General features: G+C 73.7%; 14 protein-coding genes. 9 read left to right on the forward strand and 5 right to left on the reverse strand.

All coding sequences use genetic code 11. The features are described from left to right. Positions 1 to 13: 13 nt before the first annotated feature. Positions 14 to 478 carry an NAD-dependent epimerase/dehydratase family protein gene (locus tag ABTY61_RS16235; RefSeq protein ID WP_350505626.1) on the reverse strand — a complete coding sequence of 155 codons (465 nt, stop codon included), beginning with the start codon at positions 476 to 478 and terminating at the stop codon, positions 14 to 16. Positions 479 to 679: 201 nt separating this feature from the next. On the opposite strand from ABTY61_RS16235, the gene ABTY61_RS16240 reads away from it, so the two are divergent. Both ABTY61_RS16240 and ABTY61_RS16245 read left to right on the forward strand, forming a co-directional pair. Continuing rightward, complete coding sequence (locus tag ABTY61_RS16240) at positions 680 to 1690, forward strand: cytochrome c oxidase assembly protein (protein WP_350505627.1); 1011 nt, start codon at positions 680 to 682, stop codon at positions 1688 to 1690. A 121-nt stretch (positions 1691 to 1811) separates the two neighbouring features. Then, the gene (locus ABTY61_RS16245; protein WP_350505628.1) at positions 1812 to 2450 is read left to right on the forward strand and encodes a YdcF family protein; all 639 of its coding nucleotides are present in this window, start codon (positions 1812 to 1814) and stop codon (positions 2448 to 2450) included. A gap of 152 nt (positions 2451 to 2602) precedes the next feature. Here ABTY61_RS16245 and ABTY61_RS16250 read toward each other — a convergent pair whose 3' ends face one another. Further along, positions 2603 to 4822: an NADP-dependent isocitrate dehydrogenase gene (locus ABTY61_RS16250; RefSeq protein WP_350505629.1), complete on the reverse strand. Its 2220-nt coding sequence runs from the start codon at positions 4820 to 4822 to the stop codon at positions 2603 to 2605. A gap of 424 nt (positions 4823 to 5246) precedes the next feature. Here ABTY61_RS16250 and ABTY61_RS16255 point away from each other — a divergent pair, with 424 nt between their 5' ends. After that, positions 5247 to 5579, forward strand: coding sequence for an SAV_915 family protein (locus ABTY61_RS16255; protein ID WP_350505630.1), 333 nt, complete (start codon positions 5247 to 5249; stop codon positions 5577 to 5579). Then, positions 5576 to 5905: a hypothetical protein gene (locus tag ABTY61_RS16260; protein WP_350505631.1), complete on the forward strand. Its 330-nt coding sequence runs from the start codon at positions 5576 to 5578 to the stop codon at positions 5903 to 5905. The genes ABTY61_RS16255 and ABTY61_RS16260 overlap by 4 nt, the downstream gene beginning before the upstream one ends. Positions 5906 to 5962: 57 nt before the next feature. On the opposite strand, the gene ABTY61_RS16265 is transcribed toward ABTY61_RS16260, so the two are convergent. Continuing rightward, complete coding sequence (locus ABTY61_RS16265; RefSeq protein WP_350505632.1) at positions 5963 to 6214, reverse strand: hypothetical protein; 252 nt, start codon at positions 6212 to 6214, stop codon at positions 5963 to 5965. 83 nt (positions 6215 to 6297) lie between these two features. Next, positions 6298 to 7206, reverse strand: a complete 909-nt coding sequence (locus ABTY61_RS16270) for an EamA family transporter (protein ID WP_350505633.1) — start codon at positions 7204 to 7206, stop codon at positions 6298 to 6300. A gap of 455 nt (positions 7207 to 7661) precedes the next feature. Between ABTY61_RS16270 and ABTY61_RS16275 the strand changes: the two genes are divergently transcribed. Continuing rightward, positions 7662 to 9320, forward strand: coding sequence for an APC family permease (locus tag ABTY61_RS16275; protein ID WP_350505634.1), 1659 nt, complete (start codon positions 7662 to 7664; stop codon positions 9318 to 9320). Between the two features lie 102 nt (positions 9321 to 9422). Here the strand turns inward: ABTY61_RS16275 and ABTY61_RS16280 are convergent, their stop codons facing one another. Further along, complete coding sequence (locus tag ABTY61_RS16280; protein WP_502895329.1) at positions 9423 to 11144, reverse strand: FAD-dependent oxidoreductase; 1722 nt, start codon at positions 11142 to 11144, stop codon at positions 9423 to 9425. A 208-nt stretch (positions 11145 to 11352) separates the two neighbouring features. Here ABTY61_RS16280 and ABTY61_RS16285 point away from each other — a divergent pair, with 208 nt between their 5' ends. Genes ABTY61_RS16285 through ABTY61_RS16300 form a run of 4 tightly spaced genes read left to right on the forward strand, consistent with a single transcriptional unit; the run spans position 11353 to position 15495 of the window. Continuing rightward, a complete protein-coding gene (locus tag ABTY61_RS16285; protein WP_350505636.1) occupies positions 11353 to 12519 on the forward strand; it encodes a SchA/CurD-like domain-containing protein in 1167 nt (388 codons plus the stop codon). Between the two features lie 32 nt (positions 12520 to 12551). Then, positions 12552 to 12995, forward strand: a complete 444-nt coding sequence (locus tag ABTY61_RS16290) for a cupin domain-containing protein (RefSeq protein WP_350505637.1) — start codon at positions 12552 to 12554, stop codon at positions 12993 to 12995. Further along, the gene (locus tag ABTY61_RS16295; RefSeq protein ID WP_350505638.1) at positions 12992 to 14248 is read left to right on the forward strand and encodes a beta-ketoacyl-[acyl-carrier-protein] synthase family protein; all 1257 of its coding nucleotides are present in this window, start codon (positions 12992 to 12994) and stop codon (positions 14246 to 14248) included. The genes ABTY61_RS16290 and ABTY61_RS16295 overlap by 4 nt, the downstream gene beginning before the upstream one ends. A gap of 5 nt (positions 14249 to 14253) precedes the next feature. Next, a complete protein-coding gene (locus tag ABTY61_RS16300) occupies positions 14254 to 15495 on the forward strand; it encodes a beta-ketoacyl synthase N-terminal-like domain-containing protein (protein ID WP_350505639.1) in 1242 nt (413 codons plus the stop codon). The last annotated feature ends 24 nt before the right edge of the window (positions 15496 to 15519 follow it).

Below are 15519 nucleotides of genomic sequence, written 5' to 3' on the forward strand. Positions count from 1 at the left end.
ACGGACGTCAGATTCAACTGGTTTCCCAGCCGGGCACCCCGTCCGCCACGGACGCGGCCCGCTCCGCCGGAACCGAGCCGAGGACAGGCCAGGCCGGCCCGGTCGGGGCGAGCCGGACCTCGCCGCCCGCCCAGCGGCCGGGGACCCTACGGACCGGCTCGGCCAGGGCGGGCACCACCCGGCGGTCACCGGTGCCGATGACCAGCGCGGGCCCCAGCACTGCGGCGCCGGCCGCCAGGGGGTGGCCCTCGCCGTGCCGCCGGGCGCGGCCGGCCTCGGACACCGGCGCGGCGGGCACCTCGTCGGGGCCGATGCCCGCGTGCGGGCCCTGGCCGTGCACCGCGGTGCTCGACAGGTGGACGATCCGCCGGATCCCGGCCCGGGCCCCCGCCGCCGGCACGGCCGCCGTGCCGCGGTCGTTCACGGCCGCGCACTCCTCGACGCCGCCGGCCACCCGGGAGGCGAGGTGGAGCAGCACCCCGGCGCCCGCGCAGAGCCGGTCCAGCGCGGCCCGGTCGGCGCCCCGACGACCGGCCGGCCACCCGTACGGTGGGGGCGGCGGTACGCCCGGGGTAAGGCCCGCCTAGGCTGTATGCCAAGCAAAACGGGCGAACCGGACCCCACCGGGGGCCACCAGGACGGAAAGCGGGACCCGCCGATGGGCGACGGAATGTCAGGAATGCACCACCACGGAGGGATGACCCCACTAGGCCCGTTCAGCCTCTCCAACGTCTGGACCTGGTCCCCGGACTGGGTGTTCCTGCTCGGCGGCCTGGTCGCGCTGGCGCTGTACCTGACCGGCGTGGTCCGGCTCTACCGGCGCGGGGACCGCTGGCCGATCGGCCGGGTCGTCGGCTGGGTCGCGGGCGTCGCCAGCATGCTGCTGGTCACCTGCAGCGGGCTGAACGACTACGGCATGGTGCTGTTCAGCGCCCACATGATCCAGCACATGGTGCTGTCCATGCTGACCCCGATCCTGCTGCTGCTCGGCGCCCCGATCACGCTGTCGCTGCGCGCCCTGCGCCCGGCGGGCAAGGGCCGGCCGCGCGGTCCGCGCGAGCTGCTGGTGGCGCTGCTGCACAGCCGCTACGTCCGGGTGATCTCGCACCCGGCGTTCACCATCCCGATGTTCATCGCGAGCCTGTACGGGGTGTACTTCACCCCGGCGTTCGACTTCCTGATGCAGTACCGCCTCGGGCACATCTTCATGATGGTGCACTTCCTCATGACCGGTCTGACCTTCTTCTGGCCGATCATGGGCGTGGACCCGGGCCCGCACCGCCCCGGCCATGTGATGCGGATCATCGAGCTGTTCATGGGGATGCCGTTCCACGCCTTCTTCGGCGTGGCGGTGATGATGGCCGGCCACCCGCTGGTGACCACCTTCACCGTCCAGGGCTCACCACCCGGGACGGACCTCCTGGAGGACCAGAAGCTGGCCGGCGGCATCACCTGGGCGTTCGGCGAGATCCCGACCGCGATCGTGCTGATCGCGCTGGTCTACCAGTGGATGGGCTCCGAGCAGCGGCAGGCCCGCCGCCGGGACCGCGCCGAGGAACGCAGCGGCGACGCCGAGCTGGAGGCGTACAACGCCTACCTGGCCTCGCTGCACAAGAAGGGCCGGCACCCGGCCGCCGGCCCCGCCGCCCCGGCCGCCGCCCCCGTCCTCCCGGCCACCGACGCCGGCTGAGGCCGGAGCCCCGCCGCCGCCCCGCCGCCGCCCGGAACACCCCGGAGCCCACGCCCTCCCCGGAGGACGTGGGCTCCGTCATGTCGCGGAACGGTCGTTCCACCGGAGGCGTTCGACGGGTATGCACGCCCTGTTCCTCCTCGCCGTCCTGCTCGGCGGGTACGTCCTGCTCTGGCTGCTCGGCTTCCTCGGCTGCGCGCTGTTCCAGCGCCGTCGGCCGGTGCCCGCCGGGGCCGACTACCTGGTGGTCCTGGGAGCCGCGCTGGACGGCTGCGAGCCCGCGCCGACCCTGGCGGCCCGGTTGGACGCCGCGCTGGAACGTTTCGCCGCCGAGGAGGCCGCCGGGCACGCGCCGCTGCTGCTGGTGACCGGCGGCAAGGGCCCGCACGAGGAGTGCACCGAAGCCGGTGCGATGGCCCGCTACCTGCTCGCCCGGGGCGTCCCGGCCGAGCGGATCCGGCGCGAGGAGCGGGCCGTGAACACCGCCGAGAACCTGCGGTTCAGCGCCGAGCTGATGGCCGCCGAGCGCCCCGGCTACCGCTGCGTCGTCGTCACCAGCGGCTTCCACACCGTCCGCTCCGCCCTGGCCGCCCACCGGGCCGGCGCCCCCGCCCGGACGCTCGGCGCGGAGGGGCCGCTCGCCCACGGCCCGTACCAGCTGCTGCGCGAGGCGGTCGGCACGGCGCTCGCGCTGCCGCGGGCCAACGGCGCCGCCCTCCTGCTGCTGACCGGGACGGGAGTGGTGCTCGGCCTGGCCTGACCGGACCGTGGGATCCGGCCACCCGGCCCGGAGGCCCGGACGGCCCCCGCGGCGGCCTGACACGCGAGGAGGCCCCCGGGCCCGCGACAGCGGACCCGGGGGCCTCCCGGTGCTTCGGCCGGCTCAACCCGCCCGGCTCAACCCGCCCGGCGTCAGCCGAGGTTGGCGATCGCCTCGTTGAAGGTCTTCGACGGGCGCATCACGGCCGCGGCCTTGGCCGGGTCGGGCTGGTAGTAGCCACCGAGGTCGACGGCCGAGCCCTGGACGGCGATCAGCTCGTCCACGATGGCCTTCTCCTGCTCGGTCAGCGCCTTGGCCAGCGCGTCGAAGGCCTGGGCCAGCTCGGCGTCGGCGGTCTGCTTGGCCAGCTCCTGGGCCCAGTACATGGCCAGGTAGAAGTGGCTGCCGCGGTTGTCGATGCCACCGAGGCGGCGGCTCGGCGACTTGTCCTCGTTGAGGAAGGTGCCGGTGGCGCGGTCCAGGGTGTCGGCCAGCACCTGGGCGCGGGCGTTGTCCGTGGTGGTGGCCAGGTGCTCGAAGCTGGCGGCCAGCGCGAAGAACTCGCCCAGGCTGTCCCAGCGCAGGTAGTTCTCCTTGACCAGCTGCTGGACGTGCTTCGGGGCGGAGCCGCCGGCGCCGGTCTCGAACAGGCCGCCGCCCGCCATCAGCGGGACGACCGACAGCATCTTGGCGCTGGTGCCCAGCTCCAGGATCGGGAAGAGGTCGGTCAGGTAGTCGCGCAGCACGTTGCCGGTGACCGAGATGGTGTTCTCGCCGCGGCGGATGCGCTCGAGCGAGAACTTGGTGGCCTCGACCGGAGACTTGATCTCGATCTGCAGGCCGGTGGTGTCGTGCTGCGGCAGGTACGCCTTGACCTTCTCGATCAGCACGGCGTCGTGGGCGCGCTCGGCGTCCAGCCAGAACACGGCCGGGTCGCCGGTGGCGCGGGCGCGGGTGACGGCCAGCTTGACCCAGTCCTGGATCGGCAGGTCCTTGGTCTGGCAGGCGCGGAAGATGTCGCCGGGCTGGACGGCCTGCTCCAGCACCACGTTGCCCTCGGCGTCGACCAGGCGGACGGTGCCGGCGGCCGCGATCTCGAAGGTCTTGTCGTGGGAGCCGTACTCCTCGGCCGCCTGGGCCATCAGGCCGACGTTCGGCACCGAGCCGATGGTGGCCGGGTCCAGGGCGCCGTTGGCGCGGCAGTCGTCGATGACGGCCTGGTACACGCCCGCGTAGCTGTGGTCCGGCAGGACGGCGAGGGTGTCGGCCTCCTGGCCGTCCGGGCCCCACATGTGGCCGGAGGTGCGGATCATGGCCGGCATCGAGGCGTCGACGATGACGTCGGACGGCACGTGCAGGTTGGTGATGCCCTTGTCGGAGTCGACCATGGCCAGCGCCGGGCCCTCGGCCAGCTCGGCCTCGAAGGAGGCCTTGATCTCGGCGCCGTTCTCCAGCGCGTCCAGGCCGGCCAGGATGCCGCCGAGGCCGTTGTTCGGGTTCAGGCCGGCGCCGGCCAGCACCTCGCCGTAGGCGGCGAAGGTCTTCGGGAAGAAGGCGCGGACCACGTGGCCGAAGATGATCGGGTCGGAGACCTTCATCATGGTGGCCTTGAGGTGCACCGAGAACAGCACGCCCTCGGCCTTGGCGCGGGCGACCTGCGCGGCCAGGAACTCGTTCAGGGCGGCGGCGCGCATCACCGAGGCGTCGACGACCTCGCCGGCCAGCACCGGGACCTTCTCGCGCAGCACGGTGGTGGTGCCGTCCTGGCCGACCAGCTCAATGCGCAGGGCGCCGTCGGCCGCGATCACGGTGGACTTCTCGGTGCTCGCGAAGTCGTTCTCGCTCATGGTGGCGACGTTGGTCTTGGACTCGGCGGTCCAGGCGCCCATGCGGTGCGGGTGGGTCTTGGCGTAGTTCTTGACCGACTGCGGGGCGCGGCGGTCCGAGTTGCCCTCGCGCAGGACCGGGTTGACGGCGCTGCCCTTGATCTTGTCGTAGCGGGCGCGGACGTCCTTGTCCTCGTCGGTCTGCGGGTTGTCCGGGTAGTCCGGCAGGGCGTAGCCCTGGGCCTGCAGCTCGGCGACGGCGGCCTTCAGCTGCGGCACGGAGGCCGAGACGTTCGGCAGCTTGATGATGTTGGCGCTCGGGGTCTTGGCGAGCTCACCGAGCTCGGCCAGGGCGTCGCCGATCCGCTGGGCCTCGGTCAGACGCTCCGGGAAGCTGGCGATGATCCGCCCGGCCAGGGAGATGTCACGGGTCTCCACCCGGACGCCCGCCGTCGAGGCGTACGCCTGGACCACCGGCAGGAACGAGTAGGTCGCCAGGGCCGGAGCCTCGTCGGTGTGCGTATAGATGATGGTCGAGTCAGTCATCGGTACTCCGCTTCACGTCTCCAACGTCTTGACGTCAAGATATCTCGTCCCGGGCCCCACTCTCCACCTCCCCCCGCCCCGGAGTGCGCGCCGGTCGGATCCGGAGGCCCGCGAGGAGCGCGCCGCGGGGCGCACCGGGGGCCGGCTCCACCGTGGTCCTGGGCGCGGCGCACGGCAAGCGGAGCACTCCCGGGCCGTACCGGACGGGCGGGGTTGGGACGGTTGTACGACACCGTTCGAGCCGAGTTCGGGCCGATGCGGAACTGGTGTAGTCCAATCGGGTGAGCCGGGTGTCAGGAGTGCGTCAACGCACCACCCCATTCGGTCAACGCTGCGTCAGGACCGGCGATGTCCGGCAGGACCCGGCCTAGCGTCGAGCCAAGCAGTTCCGGCAGCCACCACCACCCCACTCGGGAGCATCCGCATGGCCTGCGTCGTCTGGCACGTTCCGGTCACCACCACCGGCACCGGAAGCACCGCCGCCCTCCGCCTCTTCCGCATGCGCAACGGGGTCCGCTGCGCGGTCGGCTTCTCCAGCCCCGAGGCCCTCGCCGCCCTGCTCGGGCCGGACCAGGCCTACACCGAGCTCGGCGAAGCCGCCCTGCGCAACCTGACCAGGCCGCTCGGCGTCGACACCCTGGTGCTCGACCCGGGACTGGTCGCCCCGCCCGTCACCGCCCCGGCCGCCGTCGGCGTCACCCCCGGCGCGGCCCCGACCCCCGCCCCGGCCCCGACCGCCCGCCTCCAGCACCGGTGACGGCCCCGCTCCGCCTCGTCCCGGACGGGTGCGAACCCGCTCCGGGACGCCCCGAGCGCACCCGGGCGCTGCACGCCATCGCCCGGATCAGCCACGGGCCCGTCCCGCTGGACTTCGACCGGCTGGCGGCGGAGTTCCCGGCCGTCCGGAGCGGCCTCGCCCTCGCCGGGGACGCCGACCTGGAGCTCCGCCTCGTCTGCACCGGCCCGGAGGAGCTGCGGGCGGTCGCCGCCGCCCTCCACCGGGCGGGCGCCGCCAGGGTGCGGATCGACCTGGTGCTGCGCGCGCTCACCCCGGCCCCGGTGACGCTCCGGCCGGTGCCCTGAGCCGGATCCCGGGGCGGGTCCTGCGCCGAGCCCTGAGCCGAGTACGGCGGGCCCGCCTCACTCGAACCCGGGGCGCGGGTTCGGATTGACCGCCTGGCCGTCGATCTCCGCGCCCCAGGCGTCCTCGCCGCTCGCGTCCACGCAGTAGCCGCTGCCCTCGACGTGGCCGCCCGCGGCCCGGCAGGTGGCGGCGGTGACGTCGCGCCGCGCGGCCCCCGCCGCCGAGGCGGTGGGGGCCGCGACGGCGGCGGCGAGGAGCACGGCGATCGCGGTCGTGACGGCCACCCGGGCCGCGCGTGAGGTCTTCATGCGGCCCACGACAGCACGGCGGCGTGCCCCCGGCGACCACAGCTGGCCCGCCCGGGTGCACCCCGCCGCGCCGTACCGCCCCGCTACGCGCGGGCCAGGGCCGCGATCGCGGCCAGCAGCAGCGCCGAACCGGCCACCAGGCCCGCCGTGAACGGCTCACCGAGGAACAGCACGCCGATCACCGCCGCCGTGGCCGGCTCCAGCAGCACCAGCACGGAGGCGGTGGTGCCCGGTACGGCCGTCAGCCCGGTGAAGTACCACCGGTAGGCGAGCAGCGTCGGCACCGTCCCGAGGAACAGCAGCGCTCCCCCGGTCAGCGCCGGCTGCCCGGCGCTCGGCAGCACGCCCTGGAGCGCCGCGAACGGCAGCAGGCAGAGCAGCCCGGTGGCGAAGGCCCCGGTGCCGGCCCGGGCCGAACCGCCGCCCCGGGCCCACAGGGTCAGCCCGCTGTGGCCGACGCCCGCGAGCACCGCGAGGCCCACCCCGAGCGCCGGGCGCGGCCCGGCGGCCGGGACCGCCACCAGGAGGACCAGCCCGCCGAGGGCGAGCGCGACGGCGGCGGCCGCCCGCCCGGTGAGGCGTTCGTCGAGCAGCAGGTGCCCGCCGAGGCTGGTGAGCACCGGCCCGGCGCCGATGGTGATCAGGGTGCCCAACCCCAGGCCCGCGTAGTGCACGGAGGCGAAGTAGGCGCACTGGCTGACGGCCAGTCCGAGGCCGGTCAGCACGGCGGCACCGCGCCGGCCGCCGAAGGCCCCGGACGTACCGGAAGCCCCGGAGGCCCCGGACGCGCCGGAGCGGCCGGAGGCCCGCGCGGGCAGCAGCGCCAGGCAGAGCGCCGCGACGCCGAAGCGCCAGCAGGAGACGGCCACCGGGCCGAGCCCGCTGGTGCGCATCAGCAGCGCGGCCGCGGCTCCGCCCACCCCCCAGGCGACGGCGGCGGCGGAAATGGACAACAGGCCGTGCCGGAACGGCACGGCGGCGTAGGAGGTCATGCGTCGGTACTCCACGATGGCTCGCCGGTTCAGGTCCGCGGGGTACGCGGGCGGCAGTCATCGCCCCGGCGCCGACGGGCTCTCCCGCTCGGCCGGGTCGGATCGGCACGCCGCCCGCTAGCGGACCGGCGGCGGAAGGATCACGAAACGCATCCAGCCAGACTACGCCGCGGCCCGGCAGCATGGCCATGCGGTTCACATCATCCCCATAAACGAGCGGGCGATCCATATTGCCGGACCGGACGGCAAAGCTCAATTGACGCTCAAATAGTGAACCTACTCGCGAGTCACGTAACACGCTCATGAACAGACGGCCCCCTACCTGCACGGATATCTGGCAAAGAAAGTAAACATTCAGCAATGGAATCTGTGCAGAGGTCTCTGAATAGCCCTACTGTGTGGCAACTCTCCGCGCTCCGCCCATCCCGGAGCCCCCACACACAGAGAGATCATCAATGGCTTCCCTCAACCAGATCTCGCCGCCCGGCCAGAGCTCCGGCACCGCCGGGACCGCCCACCGGTCGCTCAAGCGCCACGTCGGACTCGTCGGCCTCATGTGGGCCTCGGTCGGCTCGATCATCGGCTCCGGCTGGCTCTTCGGTGCGAAGAGCGCCGTCACCGCCGCCGGGCCGGCGGCCGTCATCTCCTGGGGCATCGGCGCCGTCGCGATCGTGCTGCTCGCGCTCGTGCACGCCGAGCTCGGCGGACTCTTCCCGGTCTCGGGCGGCACCGCGCGCTACCCGCACTACGCCTTCGGCGGCCTGGCCGGCATGTCCTTCGGCTGGTTCTCCTGGCTCCAAGCGGCCACCGTGGCACCGATCGAGGTCGAGGCCATGATCAATTACGCCAAGGACTCGCCCTGGGCCGGCGGCCTGCTGAACACCGACAAAACCCTGACCACCAGCGGGTTCGTCGTCGCGACCGTGCTGATGGCCGTTTTCGTCGCGGTCAATTTCCTCGGCGTGAAGATCCTCGCCCGGACCAACAGCGTCGCCACCTGGCTGAAGATCTTCGTTCCTCTGCTCACGATCTTCCTGCTGGCGATCACCAGCTTCCACGGCTCCAACTTCACCTCGCACGGCTTCGCCCCGTTCGGCGCCAAGGGCGTGCTCGCCGCGATCAGCACCAGCGGCATCATCTTCGCGCTGCTGGGCTTCGAGCAGGCCATCCAGATCGCCGGCGAGAGCCGCAACCCCAAGCGCGACATCCCCCGCGCGGTGCTCGGCTCGGTCGCCATCGGCACCCTGATCTACACCCTGCTGCAGGTCGTCTTCATCGGCGCGCTGCCGGTCAGCGCCTTCGCCGGCGGCTGGGCGAAGCTCGACTTCCCCGGCATCGACGGCCCCTTCGCCGGTCTGGCCACCCTGGTCGGCCTCGGCTGGCTGTCGTACGTGCTGAAGGTCGACGCGGTGATCTCCCCCGGCGGCACCGGCCTGATCTACACCACCTCCACCTCCCGGATCTCCTACGGCCTGAGCCGCAACGGCTACGCCCCGCAGAAGTTCGAGCAGCTGGACAAGAACGGCGTGCCGTGGTTCGGCCTGATCATCTCCTTCGTGACCGGTGTGATCTGCTTCCTGCCCTTCCCCAGCTGGCAGGAGCTGGTCGGCTTCATCACCTCCGCCAGCGTGCTGATGTACGCCGGCGCCCCGCTGGCCTTCGGCGCCCTGCGCCGCCGGCTGCCCGACCGTGAGCGCTCCTACCGCCTGCCGCTGGGCGGCGTGATCTCCCCGGCCGCCTTCGTGGTCGCCAGCCTGATCATCTACTGGGCCGGCTGGCAGACGCTGTCCCGCCTGGGCATCGCCATCGTGATCGGCTACGGCCTGCTCGGCAGCTACGCGTGGTACGCGATCAAGAAGCGCCTGCCGAACGCGCCGCGGCTCAACTGGAAGGCGGCCCAGTGGCTGCCGGTCTACCTGGTCGGCCTCGGCCTGATCTCCTGGCAGGGCGGCTTCGGCGACGGCACCGGCCGGATCCCGATGTGGTACGACATGGCGCTGGTCTCGGTGTTCGCGCTGGTCATCTACTACTGGGCGATCCGGGTCGCGCTGCCCGCCGAGGAGATCGAGCGGGAGGTGGCCGACGTCGAGGTGGTCGACGCAGGCGGTCACTGACCCCCTGAGCACCCCCGCAGACCCCCGACACCTGACATCTGACATCTGAAACCTGACCAGGACGGGCCCGCCGGTGACGACCGGCGGGCCCGTCCGCGCGCGTCAGAGGCCCAGCACCGCCCGCAGCGCGGCCTCGACCTCGGCCTCCGGGTCGGCCGCCGGCCCCGGCGAGCGCCAGGCGACGAACCCGTCCGGCCGCACCAGCAGCGCACCGCCCGGGCCCACGCCGTGCAGGGCGCCGAAGTCGCCGTCCGGCTCCGGGGCCAGGTCGGCCTCGGCGCCGTCGCCGATCCGGTAGGCGTCCAGCGGGACGGCCAGCCGGTCGGCCGCCCGCCGGGCGCCCTGCTGCCAGGCCGCGCCCTCCTCGTCGGTGAGCAGCACCATCGCCTGCTCGTACAGGTCCAGCGTGGACAGCCGCACGCCCGCGCACAGCAGCCACTGGTGCGGGGCGCGGGTGCCCGGCTCGCCCGCCGACTCGAACTTCTCCGGAACGACCGCGCCACTCGGGTCGGTGCCGACCACCGCGCCCCGCGGGTAGCGGTAGCCCAGCGCCACCGCCAGCACCCCGGCCTGCCGCCCGACGCCCGGGACCACCGCGTAGCCCGGGTGGCTGTGCTCCGCGGAGCGGGCCGAGGCCCGCTCGCCGGTCACCTCGGCGACCGGCCGGCGCTCCTGCCCGTACGTCTCCAGCAGGCCGGGCCCGGCCCAGCCGCAGAGCACTGCGGCCAGTTTCCAGGCCAGGTTGTGGGCGTCCTGGATGCCGGTGTTGGAGCCGAACGCGCCGGTCGGCGACATCTCGTGGGCGGAGTCCCCGGCGAGGAAGACCCGCCCGGCGCCGTACCGCTCGGCGACCCGCTCGGCGGCGTGCCAGGGCGCCTTGCCGGTCACCTCGACGTCCAGCTCGGGCAGGCCGACGGCGGTGCGGATGTGCCGCTCGCAGCGCTCGTCGGTGAAGGCCTCCAGCGGCTCGCCGTGCTCGGGGTGCCAGGGCGCGTGGAAGACCCACTCGGACTGGTTGTCCACCGGCAGCAGCGCGCCGTCCGCCTCCGGGTTGGTCAGGTAGCAGGCGATGAAGTGCCGGTCGCCGACCACGTCGGCCAGCCGCTTGGCGCGGAAGGTGATGCTGACGTTGTGGAACAGCTCGCCCTTGCCGGTCTGGCCGATGCCGAGGCGGGTGCGGACCGGGCTGCGCGGGCCGTCCGCGGCGATCAGGAACTCGGAGCGCACCACCCGCTCCTCGCCGGTCTCCCGGCTGCGCAGCACCGAGGTGACGCCGTCGGCGTCCTGCTCGAAGGAGAGCAGCTCGGTGCTGAACCGCAGGTCGCCGCCGAGGTCGCGGGACGCGCGCAGCAGCACCGGCTCCAGGTCGTTCTGGCTGCACAGGCACCAGGAGCTGGGGCTGAACCGGGCCAGCCGCCCGCCCGGGTCGATCTCCCGGAACAGCCACTCCTGCTCCTCGCCGGTCAGCGAGGGCGCCTGGAGGATGCCGTGGCTCGGGGCCAGCACCGAGGCCGCCTCGCGGATCGCCGGCTCGATCCCGGCCACCCGGTACAGCTCCATCGTGCGGACGTTGTTGCCTCGTCCGCGCGGGTGATGCGAGGTGTCGGCGTGCTTCTCGACCAGCAGGTGCCGGACACCCAGCCGCCCGAGGAACAGCGAGGCCGACAGCCCGACCAGGGAGCCGCCCACGATCAGGACCGGCACCCGCTCGTCCACCTTCGGATTCATCAATTGCTCCGCCCTGTAAGGGGATTCCGCGGCCCGGCGACCGGGCCCGGCGCCGCCCGCGACGGGCCCGCTCAGCCGGGGGCCCCGCTCTTCCATCCCCCGCCCGAGGGGGGCTGTGCCGCCCCTTCGCCCGGATGGCCCGCAAATCTCGCGCCGCGCCCGGTCGGCCGCTCACGATCGACCTCAGGCCTGGCGCCGCTGCCCCGGGCCGACCGCCACCGCACCGCCCTCCCCCCGGCCGGGAGCACCCGCCGGACGCGGCCGTCACGGCCCGCCGCGTGCGGCCAAGAGCAGAAAGTGGATCATGACAACTCTGTCCGAACCGCAGCCGAAGCAGCACGAAGAGTCCGACACCCGGCTGAGGGTGGTGCTGATGCTGGAGATCCAGGACGGCGCCCAGCAGCGTTTCCTCGACGTCTACGAGCAGCTGCGCCACCAGGTCGCCTCGGTGCCCGGCCATGTCAGCGACCAGCTGTGCCAGTCCATCAACGACCCCCGCCAGTGGCTGATCACCAGCGAGTGGGAGGACCAGGAGACCTTCCTGCAGTGGGTGGACAGCCCCGCCCACCGCGAGATGGTCAAGCCGATGCACGGCTGCGTCAGCGACAACTTCCGCTCGCTGCGCTACGCCGTGCTGCGCGAGACCTCGGCGGCCGGCTCCACCGGCACCCGGGCCCCGATGGAGGTCCCACCCGGCCTGCCGCGCAGCGAGCCCGCCGGGCACGTCGGCCCGCCCCGGGCCGACCCGGGCCCGGACGGCGTGGTGCGCCACGCGCTGACCTTCACGGTCAAGCCCGGCAGCGAGGCGGAGGTGGCCCGCATCCTGTCCGGCTACGCCTCCCCCCGGGCGGAGGTGGACGAGCACACCCGGCTGCGCCGCACCTCGCTGTTCATGCACGGCAACCGGGTGGTGCGGGCGGTCGAGGTGGTCGGCAACCTCGGCGACGCGCTGCGCCACGTGGCGATGCAGCCCGAGGTGCGGGCGGTCGAGGAGGAGCTCAACCCGTACCTGGAGGAGGCCCGTCAGCTGGGCGACCCGCAGTCGGCCCGGGCGTTCTTCGCCAAGGCCGCGCTGCCCGCCCGGCACCAGGCGATCGCCAGCTCCGCCGCCTCCGGGCGGCTGCACCGGCACGCCGTGCTCTACCCGGTCCGTCCGGGCCGGGGGCCGGCCGTCGCCGAGCTGCTCTTCGACCACGACAACCTCGCCACCGCCGACCCGACCGGCCCGGTCGCGGCGGCCACCGTCTTCCAGCGCGAGGACACCGTGGTGCGCCTGGTCGACCTGCGGGTGCCGGCCGAGGCCGAGCCGGCCGCCGCGCTCGGCGTGGCCGGCGACCAGGAGGCCGCCGAGCTGGCCGGCCTGCTGGACCTCGGCCCGGCCGGGGACCTGCGGACCGTCGCGGGCCTGAACGCGTTCCTCGCCGCCCGCGCCATGAGCCCGGTCACCGACCGCAGCTCCCGGAACGACTGACGTCCGGCCAACCCTTCCGAAGGAAAGCCATCATGACCACGCAGTACCCCCGGATCATCAGCGTCGACGAGGCCCCGGAGAACCGCCGCCACGGCGCCGAACTGCGCACCATGCTCACCCCTCCCAGCTGCGGGGCGACCAGCGGCTTCATGGGGCTGGCCATCCTCAAGCCCGGCGAGCGGATCAACGAGCACTACCACCCGTACTCCGAGGAGTTCGTGTTCGTCGTCTCCGGCGACCTGGAGGTGGACCTGGACGGGGAGACCCGGCCGCTCAAGCCCGACCAGGGCCTGATGATCCCGATCAACATGCGCCACCGCTTCCGCAACGTCGGCGACACCGAGGCCCGGATGGTCTTCCACTGCGGCCCGCTCGCCCCGCGCCCCGACCTGGGCCACGTGAGCACCGAGGAGACCGCCGGCACCGGGGAGGGCGTCACCTCCGGCCCGCCGGAACACGCCAAGGTGGGCTCGTGACGCGGCGCGTCGCCGTCACGGGGATCGGTGTGGTCGCCCCCGGAGGGATCGGGATCCCGGCGTTCTGGGACCTCCTGACGGCCGGCCGCACCGCCACCCGGGGCATCACGCTCTTCGACCCGACCGGGTTCCGCTCCCGGATCGCGGCCGAGTGCGACTTCGACCCGGCGGCCCACGGGCTCAGCCCCGAGGAGGTCCAACGGGCCGACCGCTACGTGCAGTTCGCGATGGTCGCGGCCGCCGAGGCGGTCGCCGACGCCGGGCTGGACCTGGCCGCCGAGGACCCGTGGCGGATCGCCGTCTCGCTCGGCACCGCCGTCGGCGGCACCACCCGGCTGGAGCACGACTACGCCCTGGTCAGCGCCTCCGGCGCGCGCTGGGACGTGGACCACCGACACGCCGAGCCCCAGCTGCACCGGGCCTTCGCGCCCAGCACGCTGGCCTCCGCGGTCGCCGAGCGGGTCGGCGCGCACGGCCCGGTGCAGACCGTCTCCACCGGTTGCACCTCCGGCCTGGACGCGATCGGCTACGGCTTCCAGGCGGTCGAGGAGGGACGCGCCGACATCTGCGTCGCCGGCGCCTCCGACTCCCCGATCTCACCGATCACCGTCGCCTGCTTCGACGCCATCAAGGCCACCAGCGAGCGCAACGACGACCCGGAGCACGCCTCCCGCCCCTTCGACGCCCACCGGGACGGCTTCGTCCTCGGCGAGGGCGGCGCCGTCCTGGTGCTGGAGGAGCTGGAGCACGCCCGCCGCCGCGGCGCCCGGATCTACGGCGAGGTAGGAGGCTTCGCCACCTTCGGCAACGCCTACCACATGACCGGCCTCACCAAGGAGGGGCTGGAGATGTCCCGGGCGATCGACCACGCGCTCGACCACGCCAAGGTCGACCGCACCGACGTCGACTACGTCAACGCGCACGGCTCGGGCACCAAGCAGAACGACCGGCACGAGACCGCCGCGGTCAAGCGCTCGCTGGGCGGCCACGCCTACGGGACGCCGATGAGCTCGATCAAGTCGATGGTCGGGCACTCGCTCGGCGCGATCGGCGCGATCGAGGTGGTCGCCTGCACCCTGGCGCTGGCCCACGGCGTGGTGCCGCCGACCGCCAACTACGAGACTCCGGACCCGGAGTGCGACCTCGACTACGTGCCGCGCACCGCGCGCGAGCTGCCACTGAGCCACATCCTCTCGGTCGGCAGCGGATTCGGCGGATTCCAGTCCGCCGTCGTGCTCAAAAGAACGGGGTGAGTTCCATGACGTCACGTCAGCAGGGCCGCCGGGCGGTCGTCACCGGCCTCGGCGTGGTGGCGCCGAACGGTGTCGGGGCCGACGCCTTCTGGAAGGCCACCAGGCAGGGCGTGAGCGTCCTCGACCGGATATCCCGCGAGGGCTGCACCGAGCTGCCGCTCAAAATCGCGGGCGAGGTGCGGGAGTTCGATCCGCAATCGGTGATCGACAGCCGCTACCTCGTACAGACCGACCGCTTCACCCACTACGCGATGGCCGCCGCCGACCTGGCGGTGGCCGACGCGGGGTTCCGGCCCGACCCCGAACGGCCCTTCGCGGTCGGCGTGGTGACCGCGGCCGGCTCCGGCGGCGGCGAGTTCGGCCAGCGCGAACTCCAGCAACTCTGGGGCCAGGGGCCGCGGTTCGTCGGCCCGTACCAGTCCATCGCCTGGTTCTACGCGGCCAGCACCGGCCAGATCTCGATCCGCGGCGGCTACAAGGGCCCGTGCGGGGTGGTCGCCAGCGACGAGGCCGGCGGCCTGGACGCGGTCGCACACGCGGCCCGCTCGGTCGAGCGCGGCACCGACGCCGTGGTGGTCGGCGCCGCCGAGGCCCCGCTGGCGCCGTACTCCATGGTCTGCCAACTCGGCTACCCCGAACTGAGCCTGGCCGACCGGCCGGACGCCGCCTACCTGCCGTTCACCGCACAGGCCTGCGGCTTCTCCCCCGCCGAGGGCGGCGCGATGCTGCTGCTGGAGGACGAGCAGGCGGCCCGCCGGCGCGGCGCCGCCGTCCGGGCCCACCTGGCCGGGCACGGCGCCACCTTCACCGGCGCCTCCCGCTGGGCGGAGTCCCGGGAGGGGCTGGCCGCGGCGATCCGGATCGCGCTGGACGAGGCCCGGATCGCCCCCGAGGAAGTCGACGTGGTCTTCGCCGACGCGCTCGGCATCCCCGCCGCCGACCGGGCCGAGGCCCTGGCGCTGGCCGACGCGCTCGGCCCGGCCGCCGAGCGGGTACCGGTCACCGCGCCCAAGTCCGGCACCGGGCGGGCCTACTGCGGCGCCCCGATGCTGGACGTGACGGCCGCCGTGCTGGCCATGGAGGACGGCGTGCTGCCGCCCACCCCCAACGTCACCGAGATCTGCCACGACCTCGCCCTGGTGACCGACCGTGCCCGCCCGGCCGAGCTGCGCACCGCACTGGTGCTCAGCCGCGGGCTGATGGGCTCCAACTCCGCGCTGGTGCTCCGGCGCGGGGAGCGGCCCTGATCCCCTGTCCCCCTGACCCATCGC

Source organism: Kitasatospora sp. NPDC096128, assembly GCF_040303105.1.
In the GTDB taxonomy this organism is placed as follows: domain Bacteria; phylum Actinomycetota; class Actinomycetes; order Streptomycetales; family Streptomycetaceae; genus Kitasatospora.